The sequence below is a fragment of the Eisenbergiella massiliensis genome (assembly GCF_003435485.1).
Map to the genome: position 1 here is coordinate 258,083 of NZ_QVLV01000007.1, position 26,990 is coordinate 285,072.

General features: G+C 47.2%; 21 protein-coding genes. 6 read left to right on the forward strand and 15 right to left on the reverse strand.

The features are described 5' to 3' along the window. Positions 1 to 74: 74 nt before the first annotated feature. From DXC51_RS12585 to DXC51_RS12605, 5 genes are read right to left on the reverse strand one after another with little or no spacing between them, the layout of a single operon-like run. Positions 75 to 2,213, reverse strand: a complete 2,139-nt coding sequence (locus DXC51_RS12585; RefSeq protein WP_243003191.1) for a beta-galactosidase — start codon at positions 2,211 to 2,213, stop codon at positions 75 to 77. Between the two features lie 8 nt (positions 2,214 to 2,221). Further along, positions 2,222 to 3,913, reverse strand: a complete 1,692-nt coding sequence (locus tag DXC51_RS12590; RefSeq protein WP_025491312.1) for an extracellular solute-binding protein — start codon at positions 3,911 to 3,913, stop codon at positions 2,222 to 2,224. Between the two features lie 33 nt (positions 3,914 to 3,946). Beyond that, on the reverse strand, positions 3,947 to 4,849 hold the full coding sequence (locus DXC51_RS12595; protein ID WP_180998327.1) for a carbohydrate ABC transporter permease: 903 nt from the start codon (positions 4,847 to 4,849) through the stop codon (positions 3,947 to 3,949). Between the two features lie 10 nt (positions 4,850 to 4,859). Continuing rightward, complete coding sequence (locus DXC51_RS12600; protein WP_021639728.1) at positions 4,860 to 5,792, reverse strand: ABC transporter permease; 933 nt, start codon at positions 5,790 to 5,792, stop codon at positions 4,860 to 4,862. A 41-nt stretch (positions 5,793 to 5,833) separates the two neighbouring features. Continuing rightward, positions 5,834 to 6,049: a hypothetical protein gene (locus tag DXC51_RS12605; RefSeq protein WP_025491310.1), complete on the reverse strand. Its 216-nt coding sequence runs from the start codon at positions 6,047 to 6,049 to the stop codon at positions 5,834 to 5,836. Between the two features lie 148 nt (positions 6,050 to 6,197). Here DXC51_RS12605 and DXC51_RS12610 point away from each other — a divergent pair, with 148 nt between their 5' ends. Further along, positions 6,198 to 6,530: a helix-turn-helix transcriptional regulator gene (locus DXC51_RS12610; protein ID WP_021639726.1), complete on the forward strand. Its 333-nt coding sequence runs from the start codon at positions 6,198 to 6,200 to the stop codon at positions 6,528 to 6,530. Positions 6,531 to 6,796: 266 nt separating this feature from the next. On the opposite strand, the gene DXC51_RS12620 is transcribed toward DXC51_RS12610, so the two are convergent. Then, positions 6,797 to 7,501 (reverse strand): metallophosphoesterase family protein, encoded by a 705-nt coding sequence (locus DXC51_RS12620; RefSeq protein ID WP_117544717.1) that lies wholly within the window; start codon positions 7,499 to 7,501, stop codon positions 6,797 to 6,799. A 41-nt stretch (positions 7,502 to 7,542) separates the two neighbouring features. Continuing rightward, positions 7,543 to 7,677 (reverse strand): hypothetical protein, encoded by a 135-nt coding sequence (locus DXC51_RS30275; RefSeq protein ID WP_278336975.1) that lies wholly within the window; start codon positions 7,675 to 7,677, stop codon positions 7,543 to 7,545. Between the two features lie 168 nt (positions 7,678 to 7,845). Between DXC51_RS30275 and pdxS the strand changes: the two genes are divergently transcribed. The 5 genes from pdxS (at position 7,846) to DXC51_RS12645 (ending at position 12,467) form a co-directional block, all read left to right on the forward strand. Then, positions 7,846 to 8,721 (forward strand): pyridoxal 5'-phosphate synthase lyase subunit PdxS, encoded by an 876-nt coding sequence (gene pdxS / locus DXC51_RS12625; RefSeq protein ID WP_102289632.1) that lies wholly within the window; start codon positions 7,846 to 7,848, stop codon positions 8,719 to 8,721. A 13-nt stretch (positions 8,722 to 8,734) separates the two neighbouring features. Continuing rightward, a complete protein-coding gene (pdxT, locus tag DXC51_RS12630) occupies positions 8,735 to 9,328 on the forward strand; it encodes a pyridoxal 5'-phosphate synthase glutaminase subunit PdxT (RefSeq protein WP_117544718.1) in 594 nt (197 codons plus the stop codon). An 18-nt stretch (positions 9,329 to 9,346) separates the two neighbouring features. Further along, positions 9,347 to 9,946, forward strand: a complete 600-nt coding sequence (locus DXC51_RS12635) for an ECF transporter S component (RefSeq protein ID WP_025491307.1) — start codon at positions 9,347 to 9,349, stop codon at positions 9,944 to 9,946. Positions 9,947 to 10,151: 205 nt separating this feature from the next. Further along, positions 10,152 to 11,138, forward strand: a complete 987-nt coding sequence (locus DXC51_RS12640) for a pyridoxamine kinase (protein ID WP_117544719.1) — start codon at positions 10,152 to 10,154, stop codon at positions 11,136 to 11,138. Between the two features lie 96 nt (positions 11,139 to 11,234). Further along, positions 11,235 to 12,467 (forward strand): DUF4317 domain-containing protein, encoded by a 1,233-nt coding sequence (locus DXC51_RS12645; RefSeq protein ID WP_117544720.1) that lies wholly within the window; start codon positions 11,235 to 11,237, stop codon positions 12,465 to 12,467. A gap of 94 nt (positions 12,468 to 12,561) precedes the next feature. On the opposite strand, the gene DXC51_RS12650 is transcribed toward DXC51_RS12645, so the two are convergent. The 8 genes from DXC51_RS12650 to DXC51_RS12690 all read right to left on the reverse strand — a co-directional run bounded on the left by DXC51_RS12650 (position 12,562) and on the right by DXC51_RS12690 (position 26,990). Beyond that, a complete protein-coding gene (locus DXC51_RS12650; RefSeq protein ID WP_021639715.1) occupies positions 12,562 to 13,287 on the reverse strand; it encodes a response regulator in 726 nt (241 codons plus the stop codon). Positions 13,288 to 13,338: 51 nt separating this feature from the next. Next, the gene (locus tag DXC51_RS12655; RefSeq protein WP_025491304.1) at positions 13,339 to 14,460 is read right to left on the reverse strand and encodes a sensor histidine kinase; all 1,122 of its coding nucleotides are present in this window, start codon (positions 14,458 to 14,460) and stop codon (positions 13,339 to 13,341) included. Between the two features lie 184 nt (positions 14,461 to 14,644). Beyond that, entirely contained in the window at positions 14,645 to 15,151 is a 507-nt protein-coding gene (locus DXC51_RS12660; protein ID WP_021639713.1) for a flavin reductase family protein, read from the reverse strand. 22 nt (positions 15,152 to 15,173) lie between these two features. Further along, complete coding sequence (locus DXC51_RS30750; RefSeq protein WP_021639712.1) at positions 15,174 to 15,587, reverse strand: PspC domain-containing protein; 414 nt, start codon at positions 15,585 to 15,587, stop codon at positions 15,174 to 15,176. A gap of 57 nt (positions 15,588 to 15,644) precedes the next feature. Then, entirely contained in the window at positions 15,645 to 16,670 is a 1,026-nt protein-coding gene (locus DXC51_RS12670) for a DUF4097 family beta strand repeat-containing protein (protein ID WP_117544721.1), read from the reverse strand. A 141-nt stretch (positions 16,671 to 16,811) separates the two neighbouring features. Next, positions 16,812 to 18,365 (reverse strand): HAAS signaling domain-containing protein, encoded by a 1,554-nt coding sequence (locus DXC51_RS30015; protein WP_243003192.1) that lies wholly within the window; start codon positions 18,363 to 18,365, stop codon positions 16,812 to 16,814. After that, a complete protein-coding gene (locus DXC51_RS12685) occupies positions 18,362 to 18,685 on the reverse strand; it encodes a PadR family transcriptional regulator (protein ID WP_021639709.1) in 324 nt (107 codons plus the stop codon). The genes DXC51_RS30015 and DXC51_RS12685 overlap by 4 nt, the downstream gene beginning before the upstream one ends. A gap of 340 nt (positions 18,686 to 19,025) precedes the next feature. Further along, positions 19,026 to 26,990, reverse strand: a complete 7,965-nt coding sequence (locus tag DXC51_RS12690; RefSeq protein ID WP_117544722.1) for an InlB B-repeat-containing protein — start codon at positions 26,988 to 26,990, stop codon at positions 19,026 to 19,028.

The following is a 26,990-nucleotide window of genomic DNA, read 5'->3' on the forward strand; positions in this document are numbered from 1 at the left end:
TCAGATAAGTACATGCGGGCAGAGGTTCCTTCCCGGAACCTCCGCCCTGTTTTATTCTCATTTCAATAATGCTTTTAAGCAAGCTGCAGCGGAATTCTGTATTCCTTCTCCGCCGTCAGGGTATTTACCACGGCTTCCCCGCCATCCGGTAAATCCGGCCATGTTTCAATGTAAACAGGCATATTTCTGTCGAGGCGGTGGATAACAAGCTCCACCTTCTCCGGAAAATCAAACCTTTTCAATCCAATCTCCCAAAGCTGTCCGGTGTAAAAATGATCCCCTTCTTTGGTTCCGTTGATAAAAAGCTCCAGGCTTTCCCCCGTATAATCCAGCTTCAGGAACACATCCTCCGGTATTCTTCCTCTGAAGATGCCCTGTTCCCGGTAAATGCCGTCATATTCTATCTCCACCTCATACCGGGTACTGTCTGCGTCCCTGTATTCAGTCATTTTACAACGCAGGGGCTGTGGCTTCGGGCTGTTTGACATTGTATAAATGGTATAAATTCCCTCCGTCCTGCTTTTCTCAAATCCTTCCGGACTCTGCGCCAGCTCCGGATAAGCTGCAAATTCCACTGTTTCATTGGCTTTCGGACGGTACAGGATATCGCAGCCCTGCTCCCTTTTAATCACGGGATGTCCGCATATGAGCAGATGCTCTTCCCCTCCGGACTCTATCTTCCAGGAATGCAGCGCCTCCTGCCTTGACAGGCACACAAGCTCGTTTTTCCCCGGTTCTCCCGTCACTTTGAAATCCGGATCCTTTCCGTAAAAGCAATAGCGGTTTCCATCGCCCCTGTGAAGAACGCACAGCGGTGTTGCATTTGCGCAAAGCAGCTCCGCGTTTTCTCCAATGGGAAAATGAAATGGATAGAAAAAGTAATCTCCGTCATGGATGTCCTGCGCTTCGAACTGAATGCACTCCCCGGGAAGCTCTGCCTTTAAGGTAACTGCGTTATGTTCCGCCAGCTTTTTTCTTCTCTGATAATTATTGACAAACAGATATCCGCTGCTGCCATTCCGCCTTATTGCTGTACGCAGGCGGGATACATCATTGGGATCCTCCGGATTTTCCTCCGTAAGATAAGTATCCATCCTGCAGAACTCTTCACCGAAATCATGCAGAAACATGGCATATAATTTCAGCTCCAGCGCAGTGTCGGATATTTGCCCGTATTCTCTGATCGGCGCATTAAAATCATAGGAATATTCCGGAAGGTCATTGGGATATCCCGTTTCCCGGGATTCCTGCAGCGTACTTCGCTTTCCATGGGGATTGGTGCCTCCATGATACATATAATATCCCAGCAGGTTCGCTCCACAGCCAAGCTTCGTCAAAGTCATTGCGCTGATATCCCGGTTAGAAGCCACCGGCCTTCTGTGTTTTGTTACCTGGATGCCGCCGCCCAGCTCCGCTGTCAGATACGGGAATTTATCACATGACCAGGTCAGGTCCTCCCCTTTTCTCTGATCGCTGCCGATATTGCGGTCATTGCGTTCCCGGGTAAATACATAGTTCACACTTGGCTCAATCTCTGTGATTCGCGGATCCCAGGGCGCATCGCAATAGCCTCCCAGCACCGGCAAAAGCCCACCGGTTGCCGCTCCGCCCCAGCCAGTCGCAGTATAATAGGGTACCTCAAAACCGGCCTTCACAGCCAGCTCTTTCAACCGGCGCATGTGCGCTTCTCCGTCTTCTGCCTGCAGCCCGCCGCAGTGCCCATATTCATTTTCAATCTGCACTCCGATGATCGGGCCGCCGTCCTTTAAAAGATATCCTTGCACCTCTTCAAAAACTCTATTATAATAAGCTTCTACACAGGCAAAATATCTCTCATCATTCGTACGCGGCTCATATTCTTTCTGCAGCAGCCAGTCTGGAAAGCCTCCATTGCGTACCTCTCCGTGGCACCACGGCCCGATTCTCAGGAAAATCAGAACCCCGCATTTATCCGCAGCCGCCAGAAATTTCCGAAGATTCCTGCATCCGGTAAAATCATATCTTCCTTCTTCCTCTTCATGATGTATCCAGATTACATAGGTTGATACCACATCCACGCCGCAGGCTTTCATTTTATACAGCGATTCCTCCCAGTAACGATCCGGGTATCTGCTGTAATGGAACTCTCCCATCACCGGAAACCATGGTCTGCCGTTTCTGGTTAAATACTCCGGAGTCCAGCCAAATACTTCTTTCGCATTCAAATGCTTCACCTTTCCTTCTACTGCAGCGACGGCCATGCAAAATCAATGCCCAGTTTTTGCTTATTTTTATGGAATTTTTCATTCTGGAACTCATACAGCTGGTCAAATCCCATACTCTTTATCTGATCGATTGCCTGCTGGTAAAGCTTCTCGCATTCTTCCTCACTGGAAGCCATAATCATCTGAGGCTCGGCTGATTTCCAATATTCATCAATCGATGCCTTAATCGCTGCCAGATCCGTTCCCGCCATCGGGTTAATGTCTGAAAAACACTTGTCATCATACAACTGCGCATCTTTATCGCGCTCCATATTGATACGGTCTTTTTCCAGCTCATTTTCAACATTCAGATTCTCATATTTCTGAATGATCGTATAATCCATGGCAAAACTCAGATTCATATTATATTTGTTATAAGCGGCGTTATAATCGTCTTCATATTCCTTCACCGCCTCTTCTTTCCTTATGGCTTTGCCGTCAACAATATCATAACAGCCGCAGCCATATTCCTCATCCAGAGCTGCTTCTTCCTGCGTCAGGTAGGAGAATAATGAAATAATCCTGTCCGGATGTTCCGCACTTTTTGTAATCATTGTGGTTGTCCAGCCTGCCGCATTAATGGATGACAGATAGTGCTGGTTGCCCGAATCACCGGTTGTAATAGAGCCGCAGTAAAGCATTTTCGCATTGGGATCGCTAGAATAGAGCGCGGATCTCGGCTGCTTAACCGTCATCCAGCCCTGCGCCATAAATACCTGGCCGCTGGCCACCTTCTGGTCACGCTGTGTCTGATCCTGGGTAAATTCATCTGTAGTAATCAGGCCTTCCCGGTACAGCCTGTTATAAAACTTCAGAGCTTCCAGGTATTCCGGCTGCAGCTTGATATCCTGAAGGTTCCCTTCCTTATCCTCCAGCTGCGCACCGAACTGCTGCGCCATATTTGTGGCATAAACTCCTGTCAGAGGTATTACATCCATACCGTCATACTGAAGCTTTTCGTCTTTCACTTTTTTCAGAGCCTCATAAAAGCCTTCCTTTGTTTTCAGATCCTCCATTGACATTCCGATCTGCTCCAGTAAATCCGTTCTTACGAAGTTACTGTTATGGGTAACAAGAAATCCTCCGAATTCATCAGTGCATCTTTCCGGCCCATAGTAAAAGCTGACCAGGGAATACCATTTTCCGTCATCATTGCGGTACCAGTCCTTCTGGGACTGCGGCACATTCAAATCAGGCGCATACTTTTCCGATAATTCTTCCAGATCCAGAACCATCCCGGAATCCTCCATCTGAAGCCTCTGTGAAGCCACTGCGTCAAAGGTAACCACATCGGGCAGTTCTCCCGATACAATCAGTGCATTCAGTTTGTCCGCATTACCGGTAATTACATTAATCGTAATTCCTGTTTCGGTCTGCAGCTTCTTATCCGCCATATTGTTTACAGGATCAAATACCTTACCATACCAGTCATATGCCACAAACCAGTCAATGGTGATGGGGCTGGTATCCTTTTTCCAGCTCGGTGTCTCTCCGGCCGCCTCTGCGGATTCCTCTACTGCCTTCTCCGTGCTTTCCTGTTCCCCCGTCTGCGCAGCTTCGGACGCAGCTGGCTCCGATGGCGCATTCTCTGTCTTCGCCCCGCAGCCTGCCAGCATGCTCACACACAGCATACCTGCCATGACGGCATTCCATAATTTCTTTCCTCTCATAGGAAACCTCCCTTTAAAAATTTATTGTTGTAGTTATCCCTTCACTGCTCCGATTGTCATACCCTTTACAAAGTATTTCTGCAGGAACGGATAAATAGCTACCACCGGAAGCGCCGTAACCGCCATAGCGGCCAGCTTCACCGACTGTGCGGTAATTTTGGCTGCCGCGTCAGGCACCACCCTGGCCGCCGTAGCCCCCATCCCCGCCGCAACGGACGGATCGGTAATTACCTTTTTCAGATACAGCTGAATCGTCTGCAGGGACACATCCGCAGTATACATCATGGAATCAAAATAGCTGTTCCAGTGCCCCACTATCGTAAAGAGAGCAATTGCCGCAATAACCGGCTTGCTCAAAGGCAGAATAATCTGCAGGAAAATTCGGTATTCCCCGGCTCCGTCCATTTTGGCCGATTCATTCAATGCCTCGGGCAGCTCCCGCATAAAAGACTGGATAATGATCATATTCCATACATTAAACAGGGACGGAATAATATACACCCAGAAGGTATTATACAAATGAAGGCTTCTGATCAGCAGAAAATAAGGAATCAGGCCTCCTCCGAAAAACATGGTGAACATAATAAACGGTACATATATTTTCTTGAATTTAAGATTCGGCCTGCACAGCCCGTAGGATACCAGGCAGGTAAACAGCACGCTGGTCACGGTTCCCACCGCACACTTCGCCACGGTAACTGCAAATGCTCCGATTATGCTTCTGTCCCGGAATACGGCCTTGAAATTATCCAGCGTCCACACCCTCGGCCACAGATAGACGCCGCCGCGCATATAGTCCTTTCCTTCATTAAAAGCCCCTACAATAATAAACCACAAAGGATAGGCCATAATAAAAATGAAAATTATCATTATAATAATATTAATCACATCAAATGGCTTAATCCTGCCAACCTTTCTTTCCTCGTCCACGCTCATCCCGCCTTCCTTAAAAAAGTCCTTTTCCGGTTATCTTATTGGAGCTCTTATTGGCTGCCCACAAAAGGATTACCGCAATTACTGATTTGAACAGGCCCACGGCCGTCGCATAGGAATACCGCTGCTGCGTCATGCCTATTTTGTAAACATAGGTGTCAATCGTCTCACTCGCGCTGATATTCAGCGAATTCTGCAGAATCAGCACCTGTTCAAACCCGGTATTAAGAATATTGCTTATCTGAAATATCAGCATGATGACAATCGTCCCCATAATGGCCGGGATCGTGATATATATAATTTTCTGAAACCTGTTTGCCCCGTCAATGTATGAAGCTTCGTACATGTCCTGATCTACAGAGGTAATGGCAGATATGTAAAGTATCGAGCCATATCCGATGCTTTTAATTACTGAAATAATGGTGAATATCATATAAAATTTACCCGGGTCAGCCATCAGGTTCAGACTGCCGTCCACCAGATGGAGCGTGTTCAGCATCTTATTGACAATCCCCCCGGAGGCCAGAAGCTCAAGCATGATGCCGCCGAATATAACCCAGGACAGGAAATGCGGAAGATAGGATACCGTCTGCGCCAGCTTCCGGAATCTTTTCCCTCTCAGCTCGGTAATTAAGATTGCAAGCAGCACCGGCGCGGGAAAGCCTATCAGCAGCCCCAGAAGATTTATCATAACCGTGTTCTTCAGAACCAGCGGCAGCTGAGGATCCGTAAGGAACTGACGGAAATATTTCAGTCCTACAAACTCCCCTCCGGCAAAGCCGGACATAATATTAAAATCCTTAAATGCAATAATGATCCCGTACATGGGAATATAGCTGAATATAAACAGGAAAATCAGCCCCGGCCAAACCATTGACTGAATTTCCAGCTGTCCCTTTAACCTGTCCTTATTCCAGGTATGTACTTTCCCTGCTTTACCACCCATTTTCTTTTCCTCCTGATTTCGTACTGTTCTTCCTGATGCCGTCAGGCCGCACCCTCCAGCAATGCCATCAGTGCCGCCTGTTCCACGCCCATTGCCCTGCAGATACAGAGCAGTTCACTTCCGCTGATAGTATCCTCCCCCAGGAAAATCATGAGAATCCTCTGGTAATCAATCCCGGTCAGATGCGCCAGCATGCTGCAGTTTATTTTCTTTTCCGTCATACAGTCCGTTAAAAACCGTATCAGCTTTTTGTTCATATTTCCTCCCCTCAAAATCGATTTTTTCGCTCTTTTACCATTATAAAATCGAATTATTCGTCTTGTCAACATATTTAATTCGAATTTTTCAACTAATAAATTGACTTGTTACAGGCAATCCTGTATTATGCAGTTGTGAGGTGACAATATGGCGAATAAACAGTTTGGCAATACTCTTCGTACTTTACGCAAGGCCAGAGGATATACACAGCAGCAAGCCGCCGATCTGCTCGGCCTGAAGAATAAAAGTACCCTGGCTTCCTGGGAGGTCGGCAAGTCTGAGCCTGACGGATACACGTTTTTAAAGCTGTGCAGGCTGTACGGCGTCAGCGATATTTACAGTGCTTTCAATGAAATGCCCCCGACAGCGCAGGTTACCAATGGAATTCTGGAAAGCTACACACTGCTGAGGGATGACTATAAAAAAATGATTGATAATATGATTTTCCAGCTGCTGGATATTCAGGAAAAGCTTAAATAACAGACTTCGCTTTCAGAAATCATGTTCCCGGAGCTGAGCTTTCAGGGAATCAGAGGCCGGGATTCCGGCAAAAAAAAAATGGAAATGAACAGAGCCTTCTCAGCGCCGCCAGCAGTGTACATCCCTGCCGGCCGAGCTGAGAAGGCTCTTGTTATTTTTTATGTTTCATTACTATTGCCGCAGGTTTATCACCTGCGGATTACCCGGGCCGTATATTTCTTCCAATGTAATTAATGTAACCCGGGCCCCGCTTCACTCCTCGTCCTTCACCGCCCCCGCAGCTCATTCACCTCCATTTTATTCACAATTCCTTCCGCAGTCACACCCGGATGCGTCACCCTTATCCGGCATACCTGCTCCACAAAATCCTGCGGCAGCTTCCATTTTAAGGACATTTCTGCAATTGTTTCCCCTTTGTCCATTCCCCTGAGAATCCTGCCGACCGCTTTTCTGCGATCCGCTTCCGGCGGCATGGTTTCCCTGCAGCCGGCTGCCGGGCTTATGTTTTTTCCGTATTCTGCGTTTTCCAGATCTATCCGTTCCACCGCAGCTATTTTCCCGTCCAGCAGGGTAACGGCCGCCATGGTAAGCGGAAGCCTGAATCTTCTTTTCCCGCAGCTGCCCGGATTCAGCCAGCATCTTCCTTCCGCCCATTCCTCACTGTATTTATGGGAATGGCCGAAAATCACAAGCTTCACATTCTCCCCTGTTCCCCGGATATCTTTTCTGTTATGGATCAGAAAAATGGGAACGCCCTCCAGTTCAAACCGCAGCGATTCCGGCAGCTGCCCGGCCCAGCCGCCGTCATTGTTCCCCCGCACCAGATAAAGGGGTTTTTGCCCCTTCAGCTTCTCATAAATGTCCGGCGTATCCACATCTCCCGCATGGATCACCGCATCACAGCCCTCAATCAAATCAACCGTCTCCTGCCTGAGCAGCCCATGGGTATCCGCTATCACCGCAACCCGCATTTCCTGCCACCTGCCTTCCCACCATCGATCCGGGGCAGTTTTCAAGCATGTACCAGCACCCGGTATTCCCTGTGAAATCCATAGTTCTCATTTTCCGCTTTCTGCAGGCCGCCCCTGTCCATGAGGACCTGCTCCACATAATTCTGACATCCTTCCGTCAATTCTTTTTCCATCATACCTCTTTCTGCATTTGGGAACAATAAGAATCACTTTATCATAAAAAAAATATTAAACACCTTCCCTTCCCCCAAACTGGCATGGTTAAAAAGTTGCAAAATGGCACTTTCTATCATGCCACTTTTATGTATAATAAAATGCAAGCAATTGCAACAGGAGGTAACCGCATGACTGAAAACAGATATGAACTGAATAAAGAACTCGCACAGATGCTCAAAGGCGGCGTTATCATGGATGTCACCACGCCGGAGCAGGCCAGGATCGCAGAAGCGGCAGGCGCCTGCGCCGTCATGGCCCTGGAGCGTATCCCCGCCGATATCCGGGCTGCCGGCGGCGTATCCCGTATGAGCGATCCCAAAATGATCCGCGGCATACAGGAGGCCGTATCCATCCCCGTCATGGCGAAATGCCGCATCGGCCATTTCGCGGAGGCGCAGATACTGGAAGCCATAGAAATAGATTATATTGATGAAAGCGAAGTCCTCTCCCCGGCAGATGACGTCTATCATATTGATAAAACGGCGTTTCGCGTCCCTTTTGTCTGCGGCGCCAGGGATTTGGGAGAAGCGCTGCGCCGTATCAGCGAGGGCGCATCCATGATCCGCACCAAAGGAGAGCCCGGCACCGGCGATATCGTTCAGGCAGTGCGCCATATGCGTAAAATGAACAGTGAGATCGCCCGCATCGCCTCACTCAGGCCAGACGAACTGTTTGAAGCCGCAAAAGAGCTTCAGGTTCCCTTCACGCTGCTTCAGTATGTCCATGAAAACCGCAGGCTCCCTGTGGTGAATTTTGCAGCGGGCGGCATCGCCACCCCTGCCGACGCGGCCCTGATGATGCAGCTGGGCGCAGAAGGCGTTTTCGTGGGCTCCGGCATTTTCAAATCCGGCAATCCCGCCAAACGCGCGGCGGCCATCGTCAAAGCCGTCACCAATTACCAGGATGCGGCGCTTCTTGCCTCCCTTTCCGAGGATTTGGGCGAAGCCATGGTCGGCATCAACGAGTCTGAAATTCAGCTCCTGATGGCAGAAAGAGGAAAGTAAAGGAGCCAGAGCCGTGAGAATAGGAATTCTTTCCGTACAGGGCGCTTTCCTGGAGCATGAGGCCATGCTGAAAAGCCTGGGCGCCCAATGCTTTCAAATCAGGCAAAGAAAAGACCTGGCGGACGGACCGCCGGATGGCCTTGTGCTTCCCGGAGGCGAAAGCACCGTTATGCACAAGCTTCTTCTGGAGCTGGAGCTTTATGAACCGCTTAAGGAAATGCTGGAGAACGGCCTGCCCGTCCTCGCAACCTGCGCCGGGCTGATTCTTCTCGCCCGCAAAAAAGAGGATGGCGGCCCCGTCTGCTTCGGCACACTCCCCGTCACTGTCCGCAGAAATGCCTACGGAAGACAGCTGGGAAGCTTTCGTACCGAAGGGGACTTTAAAGGAATCGGCCCCGTCCCCATGACCTTTATCCGCGCCCCGCTCATCCTGCGCGCTTCGCCGGAAACGGAAATTCTGGCCGCCATACAAAGGCCGGAGGGTGAACAGATCGCCGCCGTACGCTTTGGCAGCCAGCTGGCCATGTCCTTTCACCCGGAGCTTACGGATAACCCTGCCGTCCATGCTTTTTTCCTGGATATGATAAAAAAGTACCAAAACCGTTAATTTGAGGAGGAGACAGTTATGAGAAATGAAAAAGTACAGAAGCTGGTAATGACAGGCGTATTTGCCGCCCTGTCCTACGTGGTATTCACCTTTCTGCAGATTAAAATCACCCTGCCCGGCGGAGATGCCACATCCATCCATCTGGGTAACGCGGTATGCGTCCTTGGCGCCCTGATTCTGGGCGGGCTTTACGGAGGCATCGGCGGCGCTCTGGGAATGACCATCGGCGATATTTTTGACCCGGTATATGTGGTATATGCGCCGAAAACCTTCCTGCTGAAGCTGTGCATCGGCCTGATAACCGGCCTTATCGCACATAAATGCGGCAAAATCACACATATCAGCGATAAAAAGAAAATCTTCCAGTGGACGCTGTTTGCCGCAATCGGCGGCCTCGCCTTTAATATGGTAGCAGATCCCCTGGTGGGCTATTTCTATAAGCTGCTGATCCTTGGAAAACCCGCGGCGGACATCACCCTGGCCTGGAACATCGCTTCCACCTCCATCAATGCCGTACTTTCCACAATCGTAGCTGTTGCCGTTTATATGGCCCTGCGCCCGGCGCTTCAGAAGGCAGGCCTTTTCTTTAAAATCGGGAAAACAGAGGAAGCGAAATAATTTTCTGAACTAAAAAATAATTTCTTAAAACAACGACATTCCGGTAGCCGGAGTGCCGTTGTTTTTGTTATAATAGACTGGTTCAGGCAATAATCCACCCGCCTGCGGATCAATTGTAATGCCGCAGGCAGCTTACGGAAGACATTTCCCCTCCGCGCTGCCTGCATTATAATAACAATATTTTCAGAAAAGGAAGTATAATTCCATGACAGTTCAAAACATGACGGAGCAAGCACGAATCAGCTGCGGAATTCCGAAAAAAATAGCCATGATCAACGATATTGCAGGCTACGGCCGCTGCTCCACCACCGTCTCCCTGCCCATTATCAGCGCCATGGGAGTCCAGGTCTGCCCGGTTCCCACCTCAGTTTTTTCCAATCATACCGGCTTTCCGGTTCATTTTATGCACGACTGCACCCCTATCCTGCCGCAGTACCTGGAAAAATGGCAGGAGCTGGAGCTGACCTTTGACGGGATCTACTGCGGTTTTCTTGGCAGCGTGGAGCAAATCGGAATCGTCAGGGATTTTCTTGTTTCCCAGATAGAAATACAGGAGTCGAAAGCCTTGTCGGCACGGCCCGCAGTAATTCTCGATCCCGTCATGGGTGATCACGGAAAAGCCTACCGCACCGTCACCCCTGAGCACTGCGCACAGATGAAGGAGCTTCTTTCCCTGGCGGATATCATCACCCCCAATATTACGGAGGCCTGCCTTCTGGCGGACACCCCTTACCGGGAATCCGGCTGGACGGTGGAAGAACTGACAGCGCTCGCAGACAGGCTGCATGCCATGGGACCGGATCGGATTGTAATTACGGGCATGCAGGAGCAGGAAGATTTCATTAATTTTATCTCCTGCTACAGCGGCGCAGCCACAGCTGATGAAAATGCCGCAAAGGCCGGCCGCCTTCACAGCTGCTGCCGGATGCACGCCGCAGGGGAATCCCGGCCGGGAACCGGGGACATTTTTGCTTCCATCATAGCTGCCGACGCTGTAAACGGCGTACCTTTCCCCGCTTCTGTGGAAAAGGCCGCCGCCTTTGTCCGCACCTGCACCAAGGCATCCTCTGAACTGCATATTCCGCAGCCCCAGGGCGTCTGCTTTGAAAACTTCCTCTATCTGCTCACGCCGCCTGCCTGCCAAAACCTGCTGAAGCCGCCTGCCCAACATGACGGCGCCTGCCCAAATTGATTTTCAGTGAAAAATATGCTATCATAACAACTGCCCTGCCTTCCATGCAAACAGGATCGTCCCATAGGACGTTTCTTTATAAAAAGAGGTAAATGTATGAACAAAAAAGAAGTCCTTGAAATCAGAAAGCAGTATACCCACGAAAAATGTTCCATTTCCCGTATCTGCGGCTGCTACGTGGACGGAGAAAAAAACATCAAAACACAGATCAAGGAAGCCTTCCTTTCCCTTCCTGAAGAAGAAACCTTTAAATATTTTAATATTTTCAAGCAGACCCTTTCCGGCACTCTGGGAAAAAATCTGCTGAATTTGGAATTTCCCCTGGATGCTGAAAATCCGGGAGGCCCCCAGGAATTTTTGCTGAAGCTGCGTGACAGTAAGCTCCAGGATGATGTCCTGCTGGAGGAGTTTTACCAGAAAGTAATTGAAAACTACTATTTTCCGGAAAATTATTACATCATCCTCATCCATGTGGCTTACGATATCCCCGGAAAATCCACCGATGGTTCGGAAATGTTCGATGCCTCCGAGGATGTCTATGAGTACCTGCTCTGCAGCCTCTGTCCGGTCAAGCTCTCAAAGCCGGGCCTTTTCTACAACACGGAAACCAACAATATTGAAAACCGGATTCGTGACTGGATTGTTGACCCGCCGGCCAAGGGCTTTCTGTTCCCGGCCTTCAACGACCGTAATTCCGATATCCATTCCATGCTTTATTTTTCCAAGCAGGCGGAAGAACTGCAGCCGGAGTTCATAGAAAACATGTTTGGCTGCACGCTCATCCCTCTCACGGCAGAAAGCCAGAAGGAAACCTTTAATTATCTGATTGAGGACACGCTGGGTGAAGACTGTGATTATGAGGTCGTTAAGAATATCCATGAGCATCTGACGGAAATGGTGGAGGAGACCAAAGATTCTCCCGACCCTCTCGTGCTCACCAAGCCGGATGTAAAGCGTCTTTTCGAGTTGAGCGGCGTTCCTGAAGAAAAAATGGAAACCTTTGACCAGACCTTTGAAGCCGCTGCCGGGGAAAAGGCCTCCCTGCTTGCCACAAATATTGCCAGTGTCCGGAAATTTAACATCGAGACGCCGGATGTGGTGATTAAGGTCAATCCCGAACGCACGGATTTAATCGAGACAAGAATTATTGACGGCAAGGAATGCCTGGTGATCACGGTAAATGATCATATAGAAGTAAATGGCGTGAATGTACGGACCATTGCTCCCCAGAGGGATGAGGATTACGAGGAAGAATTTGAAGAAGCCATTCCGGCATCCGCTCCCGCCGCCCCCGACGCTCCTATTGATTTCGGAGCCACACAGGCATAGTTTTAATCAAACGAAAATCATACGCGTCCATAAATACATAAAAAGCGCCGGCAGGATATTTTCCTTTATCCTCCCGGCGCCTTTTAAATAAGCGCTACTCCGTATCGTTTTCCTGGTTTTCGTCCTCAGCCATCCGGTAGCCAACCCCGATTTCCGTCAGGATGAACTGGGGCTCCGCCGGATTTTTTTCCAGTTTTCTGCGGATGTTGGCCATATTCACTCTGAGAATCCGGTTGTTATCGTCTGCATACGGCCCCCATACATGGGAAATGAGAGTGTCATAGGTCATGACCCGGCCTGCATTCCTGGCGAGGAAGGACACGATTTTAAACTCCACCTGGGTAAGATGGACCGCTTCCCCCTCCACCGTCACCAGACGCCGGTCAAAATCAATAACCAGCCCCTTGGCCTTATAAGGGCGGTCAACCATTGCGCTCCCTCCTACCGGGCGGTTCCCGTGCCGCAACGCAGTGCGGATTCTTGCCAGAAGCTCGGAGGAGCCGAAGGGCTTGGTAATATAATCATCCGCCCCCAGATCCAGCGCCATTACTTTTTCTTTCTCCTGCGTTCTTGCGGATATGACGATTATGGGAATGGCCGAATAGGAACGGACCTGTCTTATAACCTCCATGCCGTCCACATCCGGCAGCCCCAGATCAAGCAGGATCACGTCCGGGCACTGGGAGGCTGTGAGGGAAATCCCCTCCCTGCCAAGGCCCGTTGTAATCGTTTTGTAGCCCTGCGCCTTCAGGGTAGTTGCTATGAAATCACATATATTTTTTTCATCCTCTATGATAAGAATGGTTACCTTTGCCTGCATTGTTTTTCTCCTTCGTCAGCCGTAGCTGTTCATATAACCAAACCGCTACCGTCAGTCTTCATTTGCTTCTCCCCTGGGCAGGGTAAAACCAAACTGCGCTCCCCGTTCCAGATTCCTGGCGCTTATGGTCCCTCCATGGGCAACTATGATCGTCTTGCAGATCGACAGTCCAATTCCCATTCCCTTGTGTCCGTCAGCGCTGCTGTTTTCCGTCTGCCCTGTTCCGTCAAAAATGGTTTCCAGCTTATCCTCGTCAATTCCCACGCCCTGATCCGTCACAAAAAAGGTAACCGTATCCCTGCCTATTTCGGCGCGGCATTCTATCGGCTCCGTACTTCCCGCATGAAAAACCGCATTTTCCATAAGATTTACCAGAACCTGCTCTATCAGCGTCGCATCCATGGGAATCATGACAAATTCCTCCGGCAGAAGCACCCTTATATTGGCATCCGGTATTCTCTTTTTCAGACGGAATACGGCTTCGGACATAACCTCCTCCACCGGCTCCAAGGATTTGTTCACGCTGGCGGAATCATTTCTGATACGGGTGACAGTCAGCAGATTTTCCACCATATTCAGCAGCCAGTTGGCATCCTCGCCGATATGGCTGACCAGCGCCCTTTTTTCATCCGTATCCAGCTTTTCCTCGTTTTCCAGATAGGAGCTGCTGGCGCCGATAATGCCGGTCAGCGGAGTGCGCAGGTCATGGGAAACCGCGCGAAGCAGATTGGCGCGCATTTTTTCCTTTTCAGCCTCAGCCAGCATTTTTTCACGCTCGGCCAGAATCCTGGACTGCTGCTTCATATGGGATGCGGATGCGCTGGTTATCACAGAGACCACAAGCATGCAGATAAAGGTAACCGGGTATCCGTCCAGCGTAAAATTCAGCTGCAAATAGGGATAGGTAAAAAGATAATTCACGCATACCACGCTCACCATCGCCGCTGCAATCCCCGGCAGATATCCGCTGGTCAGCCGCGAAATAAACAGCAGGGCCAGGGTATAAAACATCACTACATTAATATTGCTGGCCGATATTCTGTAATACACAAAAGCCGCAGCCGTGGCTATGAAAAGCACTCCAAAGGTAATTGCCGCATCCTTCCATGTACACTGCCACAGCTGGTTGAGAAACGCTGCCTTTCCCCTCCGCCAGCCGCCATTTTTATCCATTGCTTTTCCTCCGTCCTGTGTCATTGCATACGCAATTATTATACGTTCAGCCGCGCCGCTTTGTCAACGGCCGCAAAAAGCGTACCGGAAAAATGGATCTCAAAAGCGGACCACAAAAGCAGGCCGAAAAAAGCGGAAGGCCGGAGCTTATAGTTTCTCCCCGGTCTTCCGCTTCTTTATTGATTTACTGGTTCTGTACCAGAATCTTCTCTATTTCCACCACATACATGGTATGGAAGTCCTTCTGTGCATAATGCTGCGCTGCCAGCTCTTTATCCACAAAGCTTTCTTCCGTCATCGGCTGTTCATAAAGCTTCCGGCAGATAAGAGCCATGCGGCTTTCCTTAAATACCGGCGCGCTGTTGACCATTTCCACATGCAGGCCGCTTGCCGCGATCTTATCCTCATCCCTTCCGGATACGGTTCCCATATAATTCAGCATCTTACGCCAGCTGTCATCAAAAAAACTGAGCGAGAGCTTATCGCTTTTGTCTATAAATTCTTTGGTGTAGCGCTGAGGCCGTACAAATACGAAGGCTACCTTCTTGCCCCATAAAATACCTACGCCTCCCCAGCTCGCCGTCATGGCATTCGTCCTGCCGCCATCCTCGGCCGCTACCAGCATCCAGTCATCATTGATGAGATGGAAAACATTCTCCGTCAGTTCTTCAGGTTTGATCTTATCCCACATGCTTCATTACCTCCTGTCAGTCTCAGCCCTCCGGCATGATAACGGCTACGATGAAGTAAGCAATCAGTCCCAGGAAGCCTGCTCCCAGGAAAATACTGGCCGCTATCCATATAATTCTTATTATCGTCGGGTCCCAGTTAAAATATTCCGCGATTCCCGCGCACACACCGCATACCATTTTATTGGTAGTGGATTTGCTCAGGCGTCTTCCGGGCTGGCGTCCGCTGTTGCTGTAGCCGCCGTTATAACCGCCGTTTCCGTTAAAACTACTGCCGCCATTATAACCGCTGTTCCCATAGCCGCCGTTCTGCCAGTCATTCCCTTGCTGATAAGAGCCGTTATTATTATAGGAATTAAAATTTCCATTGCTGCCATATTGATCCGTGTTCTGGTTCTGTCCCTGGTTCATATTTTCATTATTATTGTATTCGTCCATAATTTCCTCCAAGTTCCGCCGTTCAAATCGGCTGCCGCTTTCTTATATTATCGTTCATCATTCCGGATTTGTAAAGTAAATTTCTATCTTTCCCATGGAACTGGATAAGTCAAAATAACTGTCAGCTCCGTAATTCAGGCTTTTCTCGGAAGACATCCCGCCGAATTCATTATCTCCGATAATTACGGTTCCCATAGATGCTTCCACTTCGTAATTATGATCCTTTTCATATCCGTCCAGCCGCATTGACATACTTCCCATTCCGCAGCTGCCGTATACGTCCCCGGTTACGCTTCCTTCATATTCCATGCTGCCCATACCGATGTCAAAATTCATATTTTCCAAAGCAGCTTCTTTAAGGACAAGCTTACCCATTCCCAGTTCGAAATAGGTATCCGTCGCTTTTAAATCGTCGAAGGTCAGGCTGCCGGCGCCTACCGAACATGTGAGACTTTCCGTATCCATCACGGACACTTCCGCTTCCCCCGCGCCTATTTCCATAACCGCATCCACAAAAGCGCAGGTATCAGGCAGGTAAAGGTATACTTTGGTGGCCGTATCGCTGATTTTGTCCATATGCTCCATGTTGTGCCTGTCAAGCGCCTTGATATAGAGCGTACCGTCTTCCAGGAAATACTGAACTTTTTTAACATTTATGCCTTCCAGATGAATATTGCTGTCCGGGGATTTTTTTACATAAAATCCGACGCCGCCCATATCCACATCCAGGTAAGCTGCTGTCTGAGATGCTGCCGAATAAGGAATCGTATCCTTAAAATCAGCCTTGTGTATCGGATAGCTGCTGTCAAAATCCACGCTGTCGCCTACCGTAAATCCATTGTAATCCTCATAGTCATCATAATCATAGTCACCTGAATATTCATAATCCACATATTCATCATTATAATATCCGCCGTGCCAGCCATAGGGCATGTTCACAAAGGGAAGATCCAGTTCCCCGTTTTTGTACATTTCATCCACCTGCGCCCTGCCGCCGGCCGCTCTTCCCGTCATCGCCAGGACAGCTCCCAGAACCACCATTACCAGCGCAGCGAGTAAGGATATTTTTAAAAATTTATTCATTTTATACCTCCCGCATATCGCAGGTCTGCCTGCGATACTGCATCAATTCCCATCCGCCCGCTTCCGCGGACATATGATTAAAGTCACTCCTGAATCAGGATGGCCGAAAGCGCTTTCCCTTCAGCCATTGCTTCCTTAAATTTATGCTGCATTTCTTCTGGTAAAAGGCCATCTGCACAGATTTACAAAGCCTCTGCACATTACCGGCACCACTTTGACTACCAGCCATATCATTCCTGCTGTCATAGCCAGGCCAATTCCGGTACATGCCAGTCCGCCGCCCAACAGATAAAGCGCTGCCGCCGGCATAAGGAAGAGCTTAAGAAACGCGGTGATGACAAGTGCGATTCCCACGATAAGAATGACCACTCCTGCAACCACCAGGGAACCAAGAACCGCAATGACCGATACCAACAGGCTGAATACCACCGCTACTGCCGCGATGCCCAGCGGCAGGATGACCGGAAGGGCGAAGATGCACAGCAGAACAATTAATGCGATTCTGCCGGCACTGCTTTTCTTCTTAGGCGGCTGATGGCAGCCGTTTCCGTACTGGTTCTGGTATTGATACTGATTCTGGTATTGATTGCTGTACTGATTCTGATATCCGTTGGGACCGCCCTGATTCTGATAGCCGTTGGGATTCGGGGCTCCGTTAGGATTTTGATACTGGTAGCTGTTCTGGTTTTGATATCCGTCAGGGCCGCTCTGGTACTGGCCGCCATTCTGATTATGATATCCGTTCTGGTATCCGTTGTAATTCTGATACCCGTTCTGGTTCTGATACCCGCCCTGATTCTGATATCCGGCAAAGTTGGGGCCGCCATTGGGATTGTGATATCCATTCATGTCCTGGCCGCCTGCCTGATTCTGATAGCTTTCAGGCTTCGGTCCGGCGTTTTGGTTCTGGCCGCCGTACTGATTTCCATAACTGTTCTGATTATTCCGGCCGCCACTTGCCTGGCCCTGGCCGCTGCCCTGGTACCCCTGGCCTGCCTGCGCAGAATCCATATTCTGCTCTTTGCCGTGAATCTGGCAGGAATCGATATCCTTGTAAAGGCCGCGGAACGGATCGGGATTGATATCCACAAAGCCTTCCTGAGCCTTCTTCGGCTCTGAGCTGTTTGCCGGAGCTGTATTTTCTTTTTTTGCAATGTCTGTATTTGCGCTATTGCTAACCACGCCATTACTGTCAGCTCCATTGCTATCCGCGCTGTCACTGTCGGCCGTCACCACATCCAAATCCATTGCATCCGTATTCACTACAGCCGCATCTACAACCTCAGCCTTCATGATTTCTGCGTCTACCGTCTCAATATCCGCATTGGCTCCGCCGGAGCTTAATATGGCGTCAAACACACCATCCGTATTTCCGTCTGCGAACCTGGTTTCTTCCGCAGCCTTATCGTCTTCTGAAGAAGCTTCGCCGGGAAGAATCATCATATCCTTTTCTTCATTATTCATATGGAAGCCGTTTTCCATAAATTCCCCGGCTTCATTTCCCTCTTTCAGGCCTTCCTTAATATTGGCAGCTACCTGTATGGGTGAACCCAGTGCCCGGATGGCAGACTCTTCATTTTCAATTCCCGCGTCATCCAGATAATCATTATAGTATTGCAGCGCCTCATCCCGTTCTGCCTGGGAAATGTCCGAAAGGAGCATTTCCAGCTGATTCATAAATTCCTGTCTGTTCATTGATTAATACCTCCCTCGAACATTCCTGTTATCTTGGCGGAATATTTTTTCCATTCCTCTTCATATAATGCAAGCTGTGCCATTCCTTTTTCCGTAACTTTATAGTAACGGCGGTTCCTGCCGGCACATTCCATATCATAAACTGCAAGGCAGTCATCCTTCTGCAGTCTTCTTAATACCGGATACAAGGTGGACTCCGACAGCTCTATTACCTGCCGTACTTCCTGGGTTATCTTGTATCCATAGGTTCCTTCCGGTTCCTTGGAGACAACAGCGAGCACAATTGCATCCAACAATGCCGCTCCTGTATTAAAAACCATATTGTACACTCCCTTCCATTGGGACTTATGATATTATATGAGATATAATATTGTTCTTTAGGTATACTATATTCTATATACTATAAACAGTCAAGGAATAAGCAGGGAAGAAACAGCGAAAAATTGTGGATAAAAAACGAAAGAAATTCTTAAGAGGGAAAATGCCTGTTTTCCGCGCAGGAAGTGTATTGGTAACGAATTCCATGGCTTTCCTGGCGTATTAACAAGTATCCTTTGCATAAAAAAAGCACCCGCCGGGTTATTTCCGACGGGCGCCAATTCTTTGTGGTACTTTCTGGTATTATGTCTTAAATTTCAGTACTTGTTTTTGAAAGGGAAATTATTTTTCGTCCTTTTTCCGTCTCTTGGCGGTAATTCCCAGGGTAAGAACTGCACCCATAATCAGGAATGACCAGCCTGCGATTGGAGCTGTATCTCCGGTTCCAGGTCCCTTGCTTTCGCCAAGAACTCCTACCTCCGGTCCTGCCGCTTCACCAAGGACTCCTACTTCAGGCTGTGCGGGAGGAAGTGCCTCGCCGAGTACTCCTGTTGTAGACGGTGTCGTGTCAGGGGTCGGATTCGGGTTAGGGTTAGGATCGGGATTCTCAGGAGTAGGAGCAGAGTTGGCTGCCCACTGTGCATATACTGACAGTCCGCCTTCCACCATACTCAGCGTGTTGCCCGGCTGATATACAGCAGAACCCTGCGCATCAATTCCCCAGCCTGTAAAATGATTTCCATCCTTGCTGAATCCGTTTGCAAGCAATGTCACATCATAATCTACAGGATAAATATTGGTATCTGTTACACTGCCGCTTCCTCCATTGCCATAATAGGTAATCGGATATTCTTTATAATCAGGCGTATCATCAGGGCCGCCATCCGGACCATTTTCATCGATAGCCCATACCGCATATACTGTGATATTTGTCTCACCCATCCTGATTGTACTTCCAAGAATATTTGCCGCAGCTTCTGCTTCCTGGCTTTCAACAAGCGCTGTCGGAGCTTCACTCCATCCCAGGAAAACTGCATTGTCACGATATAACTCTCCTGCGCCCATTAAGGTAATATCCGCATCATAATCGTACTGATTACTGTCTTCAGGCACGTTTCCGGAACCGCCATTTTCATTGTAGGTTATACTACCTGTTACCTTTAAAGTACCGTCGGCTGTAATAACCGTATAGTAATCCGTTACGTCCTCCGTACCATTCATGATGGAGACATTTTGAACCTTATTTGCGCTGCTTCCTACTATTGTCTGACTTCCTTCTACTGTAAACAGCAGCGTATCAGTGTCTGCCAGAAGCTGATCCTCTACATCGGCGGAGGCCTTTGTTAAAGCAGTTCCATCATACGGCTTTGTATCGCTTGCTGCAGTGATTGTAATAATACGTTTCTCTGCTTCATTATTTGTTACTTCCAGATTCCCAAATACAGTCGTTACTTCATAATTATCTGCCTTTGTATTATCTTTTAATGCGTAAGTAAATGTATTTTCAGAAGTTCCTGCAAAGGTCTGGCTTCCGGTTACATCATAAGCTGCACCTTCACCCTTTACAAAATCATCTCCACTTACCGTAACCAAGTCATTAGTCAGCGGTGTTCCGTCATATTCCTTGCTGTCACTTGCTGAGGTTAAAATCACTTCGCGTTTTGTTACTTCAAGTTTTCCGTTTGCTGTAATAATATTGCCATAGCTGTCGGTCACATCTTTGGAACCACGCATTACTTTTACGCTGGTCACTGTATTTTTAACAGTTCCCACATCCGTAATCTGTCCTTCAACCATAACCACAAGGCTGTCGCCGTCTGCCAATGTACCCGTACTGAAATAAGTATTGCTTAACAGCGGTGCTCCATTATATTTTTCCTTCGCACTTCCTGCTGTAACACTTATTTCTGTCATATTTCTTGTTACTTCCAGCACACCTTCTTTGGGAACAATAACATAGTTGCCTTCCTTTGTGCCTTTATTCAGCTTGTAGGTGAAGGTGTTGTCAGACTTTCCAGCCTCTGTCTGGCTTCCCGTCACATTATAGGAAGCTCCTTCTCCTTCTGCAAAGCCATCACCACTAACTGTAACCATACTGTTGGTCAATGCAGTTCCATCATAAGCTTTGCTGTCACTTGCTGAAGTCAGAATAACTTCACGTTTTGTAACTGTAAGTGTTCCTTTTTCAAATACAATATTACCATAGCTGGAGGTTACATCCTCAGAACCACGCATTACTTTCACACCGGTTACTATATTATCCGTGCTTCCTGCATCCGTAATACTGCCGGCAACCATTACTTCCAGCGTATCGCCTTCAACAAGTTCGCCGATTCTGCTGTATGCATTCCTGCTCAGCGGTGTTCCGTCATACATCTTGTCAGCATCAGATGCTTTGATTCTGATTTCTGTAAGATTCGGCGTTACTGTCAATGTACCATCGTTCTTAATGATATTGTAGTTATTTTCCTTTGTGCCTTCATTCAATACATAACTGAAGGTATTCGGTGAACTGCCTGCTTCTGTCTGGCTTCCGGTTACATCATAGCTTGCGCCTTCACCAGCTGCAAAACCATCTCCGCCAGCTGTAACATTGCTGTTTGTCAGCGGCGTTCCATCATATGCCTTGCTGTCATCTGCGGACCTTAATATTACATTACGCTTTGTTACCGTCAGGGTTCCGGATACTTTGTCGATATGGCTGTAACTGTCTGTTACCTCCTCTGTTCCGCGCATAATCCTGACTTGGGTAACCTTATTTTCCTGTGTTCCGGCATCCGTAATGCTTCCTTCCACTGTAGCAACAACCTTGTCATCACCTGCAAGCTCTCCGGTGTAGGCGTAGCCAGCATCCGTCAGCGGCGTTCCGTCATATGTTTTGTCTGCACTGGCTGCTGTAACTATAATTACATTTTCCGAAGCTGTCACCGTAAGCTTACCTACTGCCTTTGTAATGTCATAATTGCCTTCCAAAGTCCCCTTATTCAAGGTATAGGTAAAGGTATTATCTGATGTTCCCGCAACCGTCTGGCTTCCGGTTACATCATAGGCTGCACCTTCTCCTTCTGCAAAACCATCTCCTCCGACAGTAATATTACTGTTGGTAAGCGGTGTTCCGTCATAGGCCTTGCTGTCAGTAGCTGAGGTGAGAATCACATTCCTCTTGGTAACCGTAAGGGTACCGGATACCTTTACTATATTTTCGTAATTGGAGGTTACCTCTTTCTCTCCGCGCATTACCTTAACACTGGCTACTTTGTTTTCTGTGGAACCAACATTGGTAATGCTTCCTTCTACCATAACAAGAAGGGTTTCACCGTCTGCAAGCTTTCCGGTGCTGGAATAGGTATTACTCCTTAATTCAGTACCATCATATTTCTTGCTGTCGTTTCCTGCTGTTACAGTAATTGTTGCAAGCCTCTTAGTTACATTCAGGGTACCTTCTGCCTTCGTTATATTATAGTTATCCTTCTTTGTTCCATCATTCAGCTGATAAGTAAATGCATTTGCAGAGCTTCCTGCTTCAGTCTGGCTTCCGGTTACATCATAGACTGCTCCTTCACCGGCTGCAAAGCCCGAGCCGCTTACTGTTACCGTAGCATTTGTCAGAGGTGTTCCATCATACTCTTTTTCTGCTGAGCCTGATGTCAGGATAACTGTGCGGGGAGTAACTGTAAGCTTACCATTAATCGTACTAATCTTAGGATAACTTGCTGTAACATCTACAGTGCCATTCATAACCTTTACACTGGTTATTTTATTTTCTGTATCTCCTACATCTGTGAGTTGTCCTTCTATGGTTACTACAAGCTTATCACCAGATACTAAAGTTCCCTCCACTAAATTATATACATTGTAGGAAAAAGGTGTTCCGTCATACATACGTGAGCTTGTGCCGGCTACTACTTTAAATTCACCACTTACCGGATCAACCACCAACTTTCCTAACTGTATATGAATATCATAGTTTACAGCCTTTGTACCTTCATTCAAAGTATAGGCAAAGGTATTCTCAGATTCTCCTGCCACCAACTGGCTTCCGGTTACATTAAAGGAAACTCCTTCACCATCTGCAAAGCCATCTCCACTTATTACCACGTTGCTGTTAGTCAGGGCTGTTCCATCATATACCTTATAACCGTCTCCGGATGTAAAAATCACACTGCGCTTATTTACTTTAAGTTCTCCGGGAGCAGTCGTAATATTATACTTTGATGTTACATCAATGGTTCCATCACTGGTGGTACGCGTTACTTTATAGCTTTCTACTTCATTCACACCTGTTTTGTCTGCATCTGTCTGCGATCCGACAACTACAGCCGTCAATTTATCTCCAGGATGCAAAATTCCCTGAGTGTAGGTATAGCCATTATTTGTTAAAGGCGTTCCGTCATACATCTTCTCATCAGATGCTGCAGTAATGGTTATCGTTTCCGTAGGGAATACTTCTTCCCATGTTGCCGTAAATACGAGATCTCCATAGGAACCTGTGGATATAACAGTATGCATCGGATCATGCGGCTCTCCGTCAGTATCTTCAACGCTGCAGGTCCATCCGGTAAACTCAAAATAAGGCTTGCTTGGATTAACGAGAGTTATATCCGCATCTGTTGTTTTGTAGGTGGAGGGATTGGGATTCGTGCCTGCCCCATTCCAGGTTGTTCCCTCTACATTAACATATGTGATGTTATAACTCTTTGCAGTACAGTTAAATACAAACTCAGTAACTTCCCCGACTGCCATATTTTTTGTTATTCTTGTAGGCGTAATAATATAGCCAGGGGCTTTTTTTGCATCTGCTGCCACTGTTAAAATATTGTCCTTTGTTGTTAAATTCCCGGAAGAATAAATTACGTTGTTATTATCATCCACATATTTGGTAACATACTGGAATTCAACAGAACCTATCTTATAATAGTTGAAAACAATTACATTATTTTCCGCTTCTGCAGACAATACGATGGATTTCGATTTTGCATCCACAAAATACCCATCTACATTAATCGCCTTCGCTACTACATTGCTTCCAACCTTGCCGCTGATTGGAGCTGTTTCCGGATAAACAGGATTTCCGGTATTCTTATCCAGATAACGGACAATATAGGTTGTTTCTGTATTTGCTTTCCAATGTGCATAGATGTTTGTATTTTTTGTAATAGGCTTTGCGAAGTCAAATAGCTTTGCATCGGGTGATGTTGACTCATACCAGCCTATGAAGGAGTAGCCGTTTCTTACAGGATCTGTATAGGGATTAACTGTATTGCCTTTCTCGACTTTATCTGTATGTAATGTTTTGCCTTCTGAAATGAAGTTTACATCGTATTCAGGGGCAATCCACTTTGCATATAAGGCCAGATTGGCTTTGGGCATTGTCATATTTGTCAAATCTATTCTGGCGCCTTCGCATGCACTGTTATCATACCAACCGCCAAAGGTATAGTCGTTCTTTCCTGTAGGCGCATTAGGTGTATAATTATAGTTTGTTAACGGGTAGCCATATTTTAGGGTTTCCTGTCTTACAGGACTTGTGGAGTCATTATAGAAATATAGTTTATAGCTCTGACGCTTATATTTAAAATAATAATTCCATGCACCATTTTTATATTCAGGGTCTTTATACTCATCAGCTTTTATATATCCTTCAATTTCCTTTTGGCTTAAACCATCTGCATAAACCGTAGATTTATAAACCGGATCCTCTACATAGCCACTGCCATCCACTTTCTCAAAGAAATAATGACCTACGACCATAGTATCTTGACCAGTCCATGTAGCCTTAAAAGTCCTAGATGCTCCATCGACATGTTCATCCGGCACTTCAGCGTCTCCTATAATCAAACGCTTAGTAGCAATACTATCTCCCCATGTAGCAAAATAACACTTTTTATTGTTGCTATAGGTTCCGGTAACACTTTGTGCAGCCGGCCATACACTAGATACATTCTGTCCATATTTCGCCTGAAATCTATATTGGCTTCCTGTATAAGTATCTTTTCCAAATGTAATTTTGCCAGCAACAGTATATGATGAGTTCCAGCTTGGCGAATATTTTGTTGCTACATTAAAAATAAAATTATATACATTCAAGTCATAATACACTCTAACCTCAGACGTTCCATCTGCTTTAGCTATCACGTTTGTATTATAGCCTGCTTGATGATAATGCTCCTCTCCAAGTGAACTATTTTGAAGATACCAATCCGGAATTACAATTTTATCTCCAGCCTTAGTAGTATTCCGCCTATTCGTGGCTTCTATATATACTGTTTTAATATACCTGTCGTGGTTTCCTTCCGCCCCATTAACATCTTCAGCCAGATAAACAATAGAATAACCAACCTTCTTGGCTTCCCACTTAGCATAAAGTACTGTATCTTCCTTCAATTCAATGGTCCTGCCAACTTCTTTTGTAAACTCTTTATCAAGATACCATCCATCAAAGGTATATCCAACACGCGTAGTTGCATCATTTCCCTTTACAGTCATTACCTGCTCATACTTACCGGATTCACGGGCCACATAGGTACCGCCATTGGCATCATAGGTCAGCCAGTAAGTATTTCTGTCATACTTAATCGTTATGACAATACCATCCTGCGTAAGAACTTCATTAGCAATCTCTTCCGGTGTAAAACCATCCACTGCAACTGCTTTCGCTTCGGTTAACTCACCATAATCGCCGCTGAAGGTTTCCGTCAGACTATCATCAACCGTATACTCGGTTCCATCTGCCTTTTCAAACGCATGCTTTACCGTATACTGAAGCTGTTTTACCTTATAAACAACAGTGATTTCCCTGCTTCCTTTTTCACTGTAGCTACCGTTCAGGCTGGTTCCGTCTGCGGATAATGTTACATCCGTATCAGAGATGGTAGGATAATAGCCTTCCTGCTTCGGTACAGATATCGTATATGTATTCTTGGAAGAATCTTCATCAATCAGATATTTTGCCGTAAAATCATTTGCCACGGAGGAACCGTCCTCAAAAGAGAACTTCACTTTCAGTGTAAAATAATCTCCTTCCGGTACGATATCCGGATTATCTTCATCAAGATTTCCCAGATATATGGTACGGTAAGAAGGCCTGTTATCAACGATCTTCCATCCGTCTGCTACTTTGTAATGAATTTCAGCATATCCCTTACCATCCTTATCAAAATCTTCTTTTGTAAGGGTTTCGGCGGATACTAATACCATACCGGTACGCTTAAATTCATATTTACTTACATCTATCTTCCCGTCTTTGAAATCTGCTTCTGTTAATTCAACCGGTGCATCTACTCTGTGATACCTTCCTCTATTTGTATCAAGAAAATGTTCTACATACAGAGTATATGCAATTTCTTCTTTTTCAGGCTCTTCGATATTGACATTAACTGCCGTATCGGACTTGCCCTGTACCGTATACACTCCATCTGCTGCCGTCAGTTCTTTGTCATCCATTTTAACTGTAACCTTGCTGTCGGCATTCTCCGCTTCTACCTTAAAGCGAAGTTCTTCATTGATTTTTCCGGTCAAGCTATTGATTTCCGTTCCTTCCGTATCCGTAACTTTACCATTACCGGTTATCTGGAATGTAATTGTATATTTTTCTTCTTTTACTTCTGACTCTGTTTCAGCAAATGTTACCGTAATCTTCTTATCTGCATCAAAGGCTACTTCATAGGAACCGTTCGATGTCCCGATTTCATTTCCGTCTACTAATATGGAAACATCAGTACCTTCTGCTTCAACATTGAACTTATAGACGCTTCCGGTCTCACCGGTTACAGTACTTCCCACATTATTGCCTTCTTCATCTGTTACACTGCCTTTACCGCTTATATCAAAGGTAAATGTGAAGGTTTCAGCTTTTGCTCCTTCTGTTTCGGTAAATGTCTCTGTTTCAGTCTCAGTAGTCACTTCCGTAGTTACCTCTGTCGAAGTTTCTTCTGTTCCTTCTTCAGTTGTAACAATATCTTCTGTACTAACCGATTCCCCACTTGTTCCTGTTTCCGTACTGGATTCCGATTCCACAACACTTTCTTCGGTTGAGCTCTCACTGCTGCCGCCAGAGGTGTTTCCGCCTGTCTTAGAACCTTCCTCTACCTGAGGTGTTTCCCCCTGCTGTTCAGTCTCGGCCGTAAAAGCTGATCCTCCCTTATTGGATGTCTGTTCCGCTGTTTTTGGATCGCTTACAGTCTGTTCTGTCGTAGTTTCGCCCTCAGCCGCAACGATACTCATACCGTCACTGGCTATAGTCGTACTGACAAGAACAAAAGCCAGTAGAAACGCCCAAAATCTTTGCAAATGCTTTGCCTTCTTCAT

Excerpts from the sequence above, each read along its gene's own strand:
- DXC51_RS12590 (WP_025491312.1), bottom strand. The coding sequence starts at position 3,913 with ATGAGAGGAAAGAAATTATGGAATGCCGTCATGGCAGGTATGCTGTGT.
- DXC51_RS12595 (WP_180998327.1), bottom strand. The coding sequence starts at position 4,849 with ATGAGCGTGGACGAGGAAAGAAAGGTTGGCAGGATTAAGCCATTTGAT.
- DXC51_RS12600 (WP_021639728.1), bottom strand. The coding sequence starts at position 5,792 with ATGGGTGGTAAAGCAGGGAAAGTACATACCTGGAATAAGGACAGGTTA.
- DXC51_RS12605 (WP_025491310.1), bottom strand. The coding sequence starts at position 6,049 with ATGAACAAAAAGCTGATACGGTTTTTAACGGACTGTATGACGGAAAAG.
- DXC51_RS12610 (WP_021639726.1), top strand. The coding sequence starts at position 6,198 with ATGGCGAATAAACAGTTTGGCAATACTCTTCGTACTTTACGCAAGGCC.
- DXC51_RS12620 (WP_117544717.1), bottom strand. The coding sequence starts at position 7,501 with ATGCGGGTTGCGGTGATAGCGGATACCCATGGGCTGCTCAGGCAGGAG.
- DXC51_RS30275 (WP_278336975.1), bottom strand. The coding sequence starts at position 7,677 with ATGATGGAAAAAGAATTGACGGAAGGATGTCAGAATTATGTGGAGCAG.
- pdxS (WP_102289632.1), top strand. The coding sequence starts at position 7,846 with ATGACTGAAAACAGATATGAACTGAATAAAGAACTCGCACAGATGCTC.
- DXC51_RS12635 (WP_025491307.1), top strand. The coding sequence starts at position 9,347 with ATGAGAAATGAAAAAGTACAGAAGCTGGTAATGACAGGCGTATTTGCC.
- DXC51_RS12640 (WP_117544719.1), top strand. The coding sequence starts at position 10,152 with ATGACAGTTCAAAACATGACGGAGCAAGCACGAATCAGCTGCGGAATT.
- DXC51_RS12645 (WP_117544720.1), top strand. The coding sequence starts at position 11,235 with ATGAACAAAAAAGAAGTCCTTGAAATCAGAAAGCAGTATACCCACGAA.
- DXC51_RS12650 (WP_021639715.1), bottom strand. The coding sequence starts at position 13,287 with ATGCAGGCAAAGGTAACCATTCTTATCATAGAGGATGAAAAAAATATA.
- DXC51_RS12655 (WP_025491304.1), bottom strand. The coding sequence starts at position 14,460 with ATGGATAAAAATGGCGGCTGGCGGAGGGGAAAGGCAGCGTTTCTCAAC.
- DXC51_RS12660 (WP_021639713.1), bottom strand. The coding sequence starts at position 15,151 with ATGTGGGATAAGATCAAACCTGAAGAACTGACGGAGAATGTTTTCCAT.
- DXC51_RS30750 (WP_021639712.1), bottom strand. The coding sequence starts at position 15,587 with ATGGACGAATACAATAATAATGAAAATATGAACCAGGGACAGAACCAG.
- DXC51_RS12670 (WP_117544721.1), bottom strand. The coding sequence starts at position 16,670 with ATGAATAAATTTTTAAAAATATCCTTACTCGCTGCGCTGGTAATGGTG.
- DXC51_RS30015 (WP_243003192.1), bottom strand. The coding sequence starts at position 18,365 with ATGAACAGACAGGAATTTATGAATCAGCTGGAAATGCTCCTTTCGGAC.
- DXC51_RS12685 (WP_021639709.1), bottom strand. The coding sequence starts at position 18,685 with ATGGTTTTTAATACAGGAGCGGCATTGTTGGATGCAATTGTGCTCGCT.
- DXC51_RS12690 (WP_117544722.1), bottom strand. The coding sequence starts at position 26,990 with ATGAAGAAGGCAAAGCATTTGCAAAGATTTTGGGCGTTTCTACTGGCT.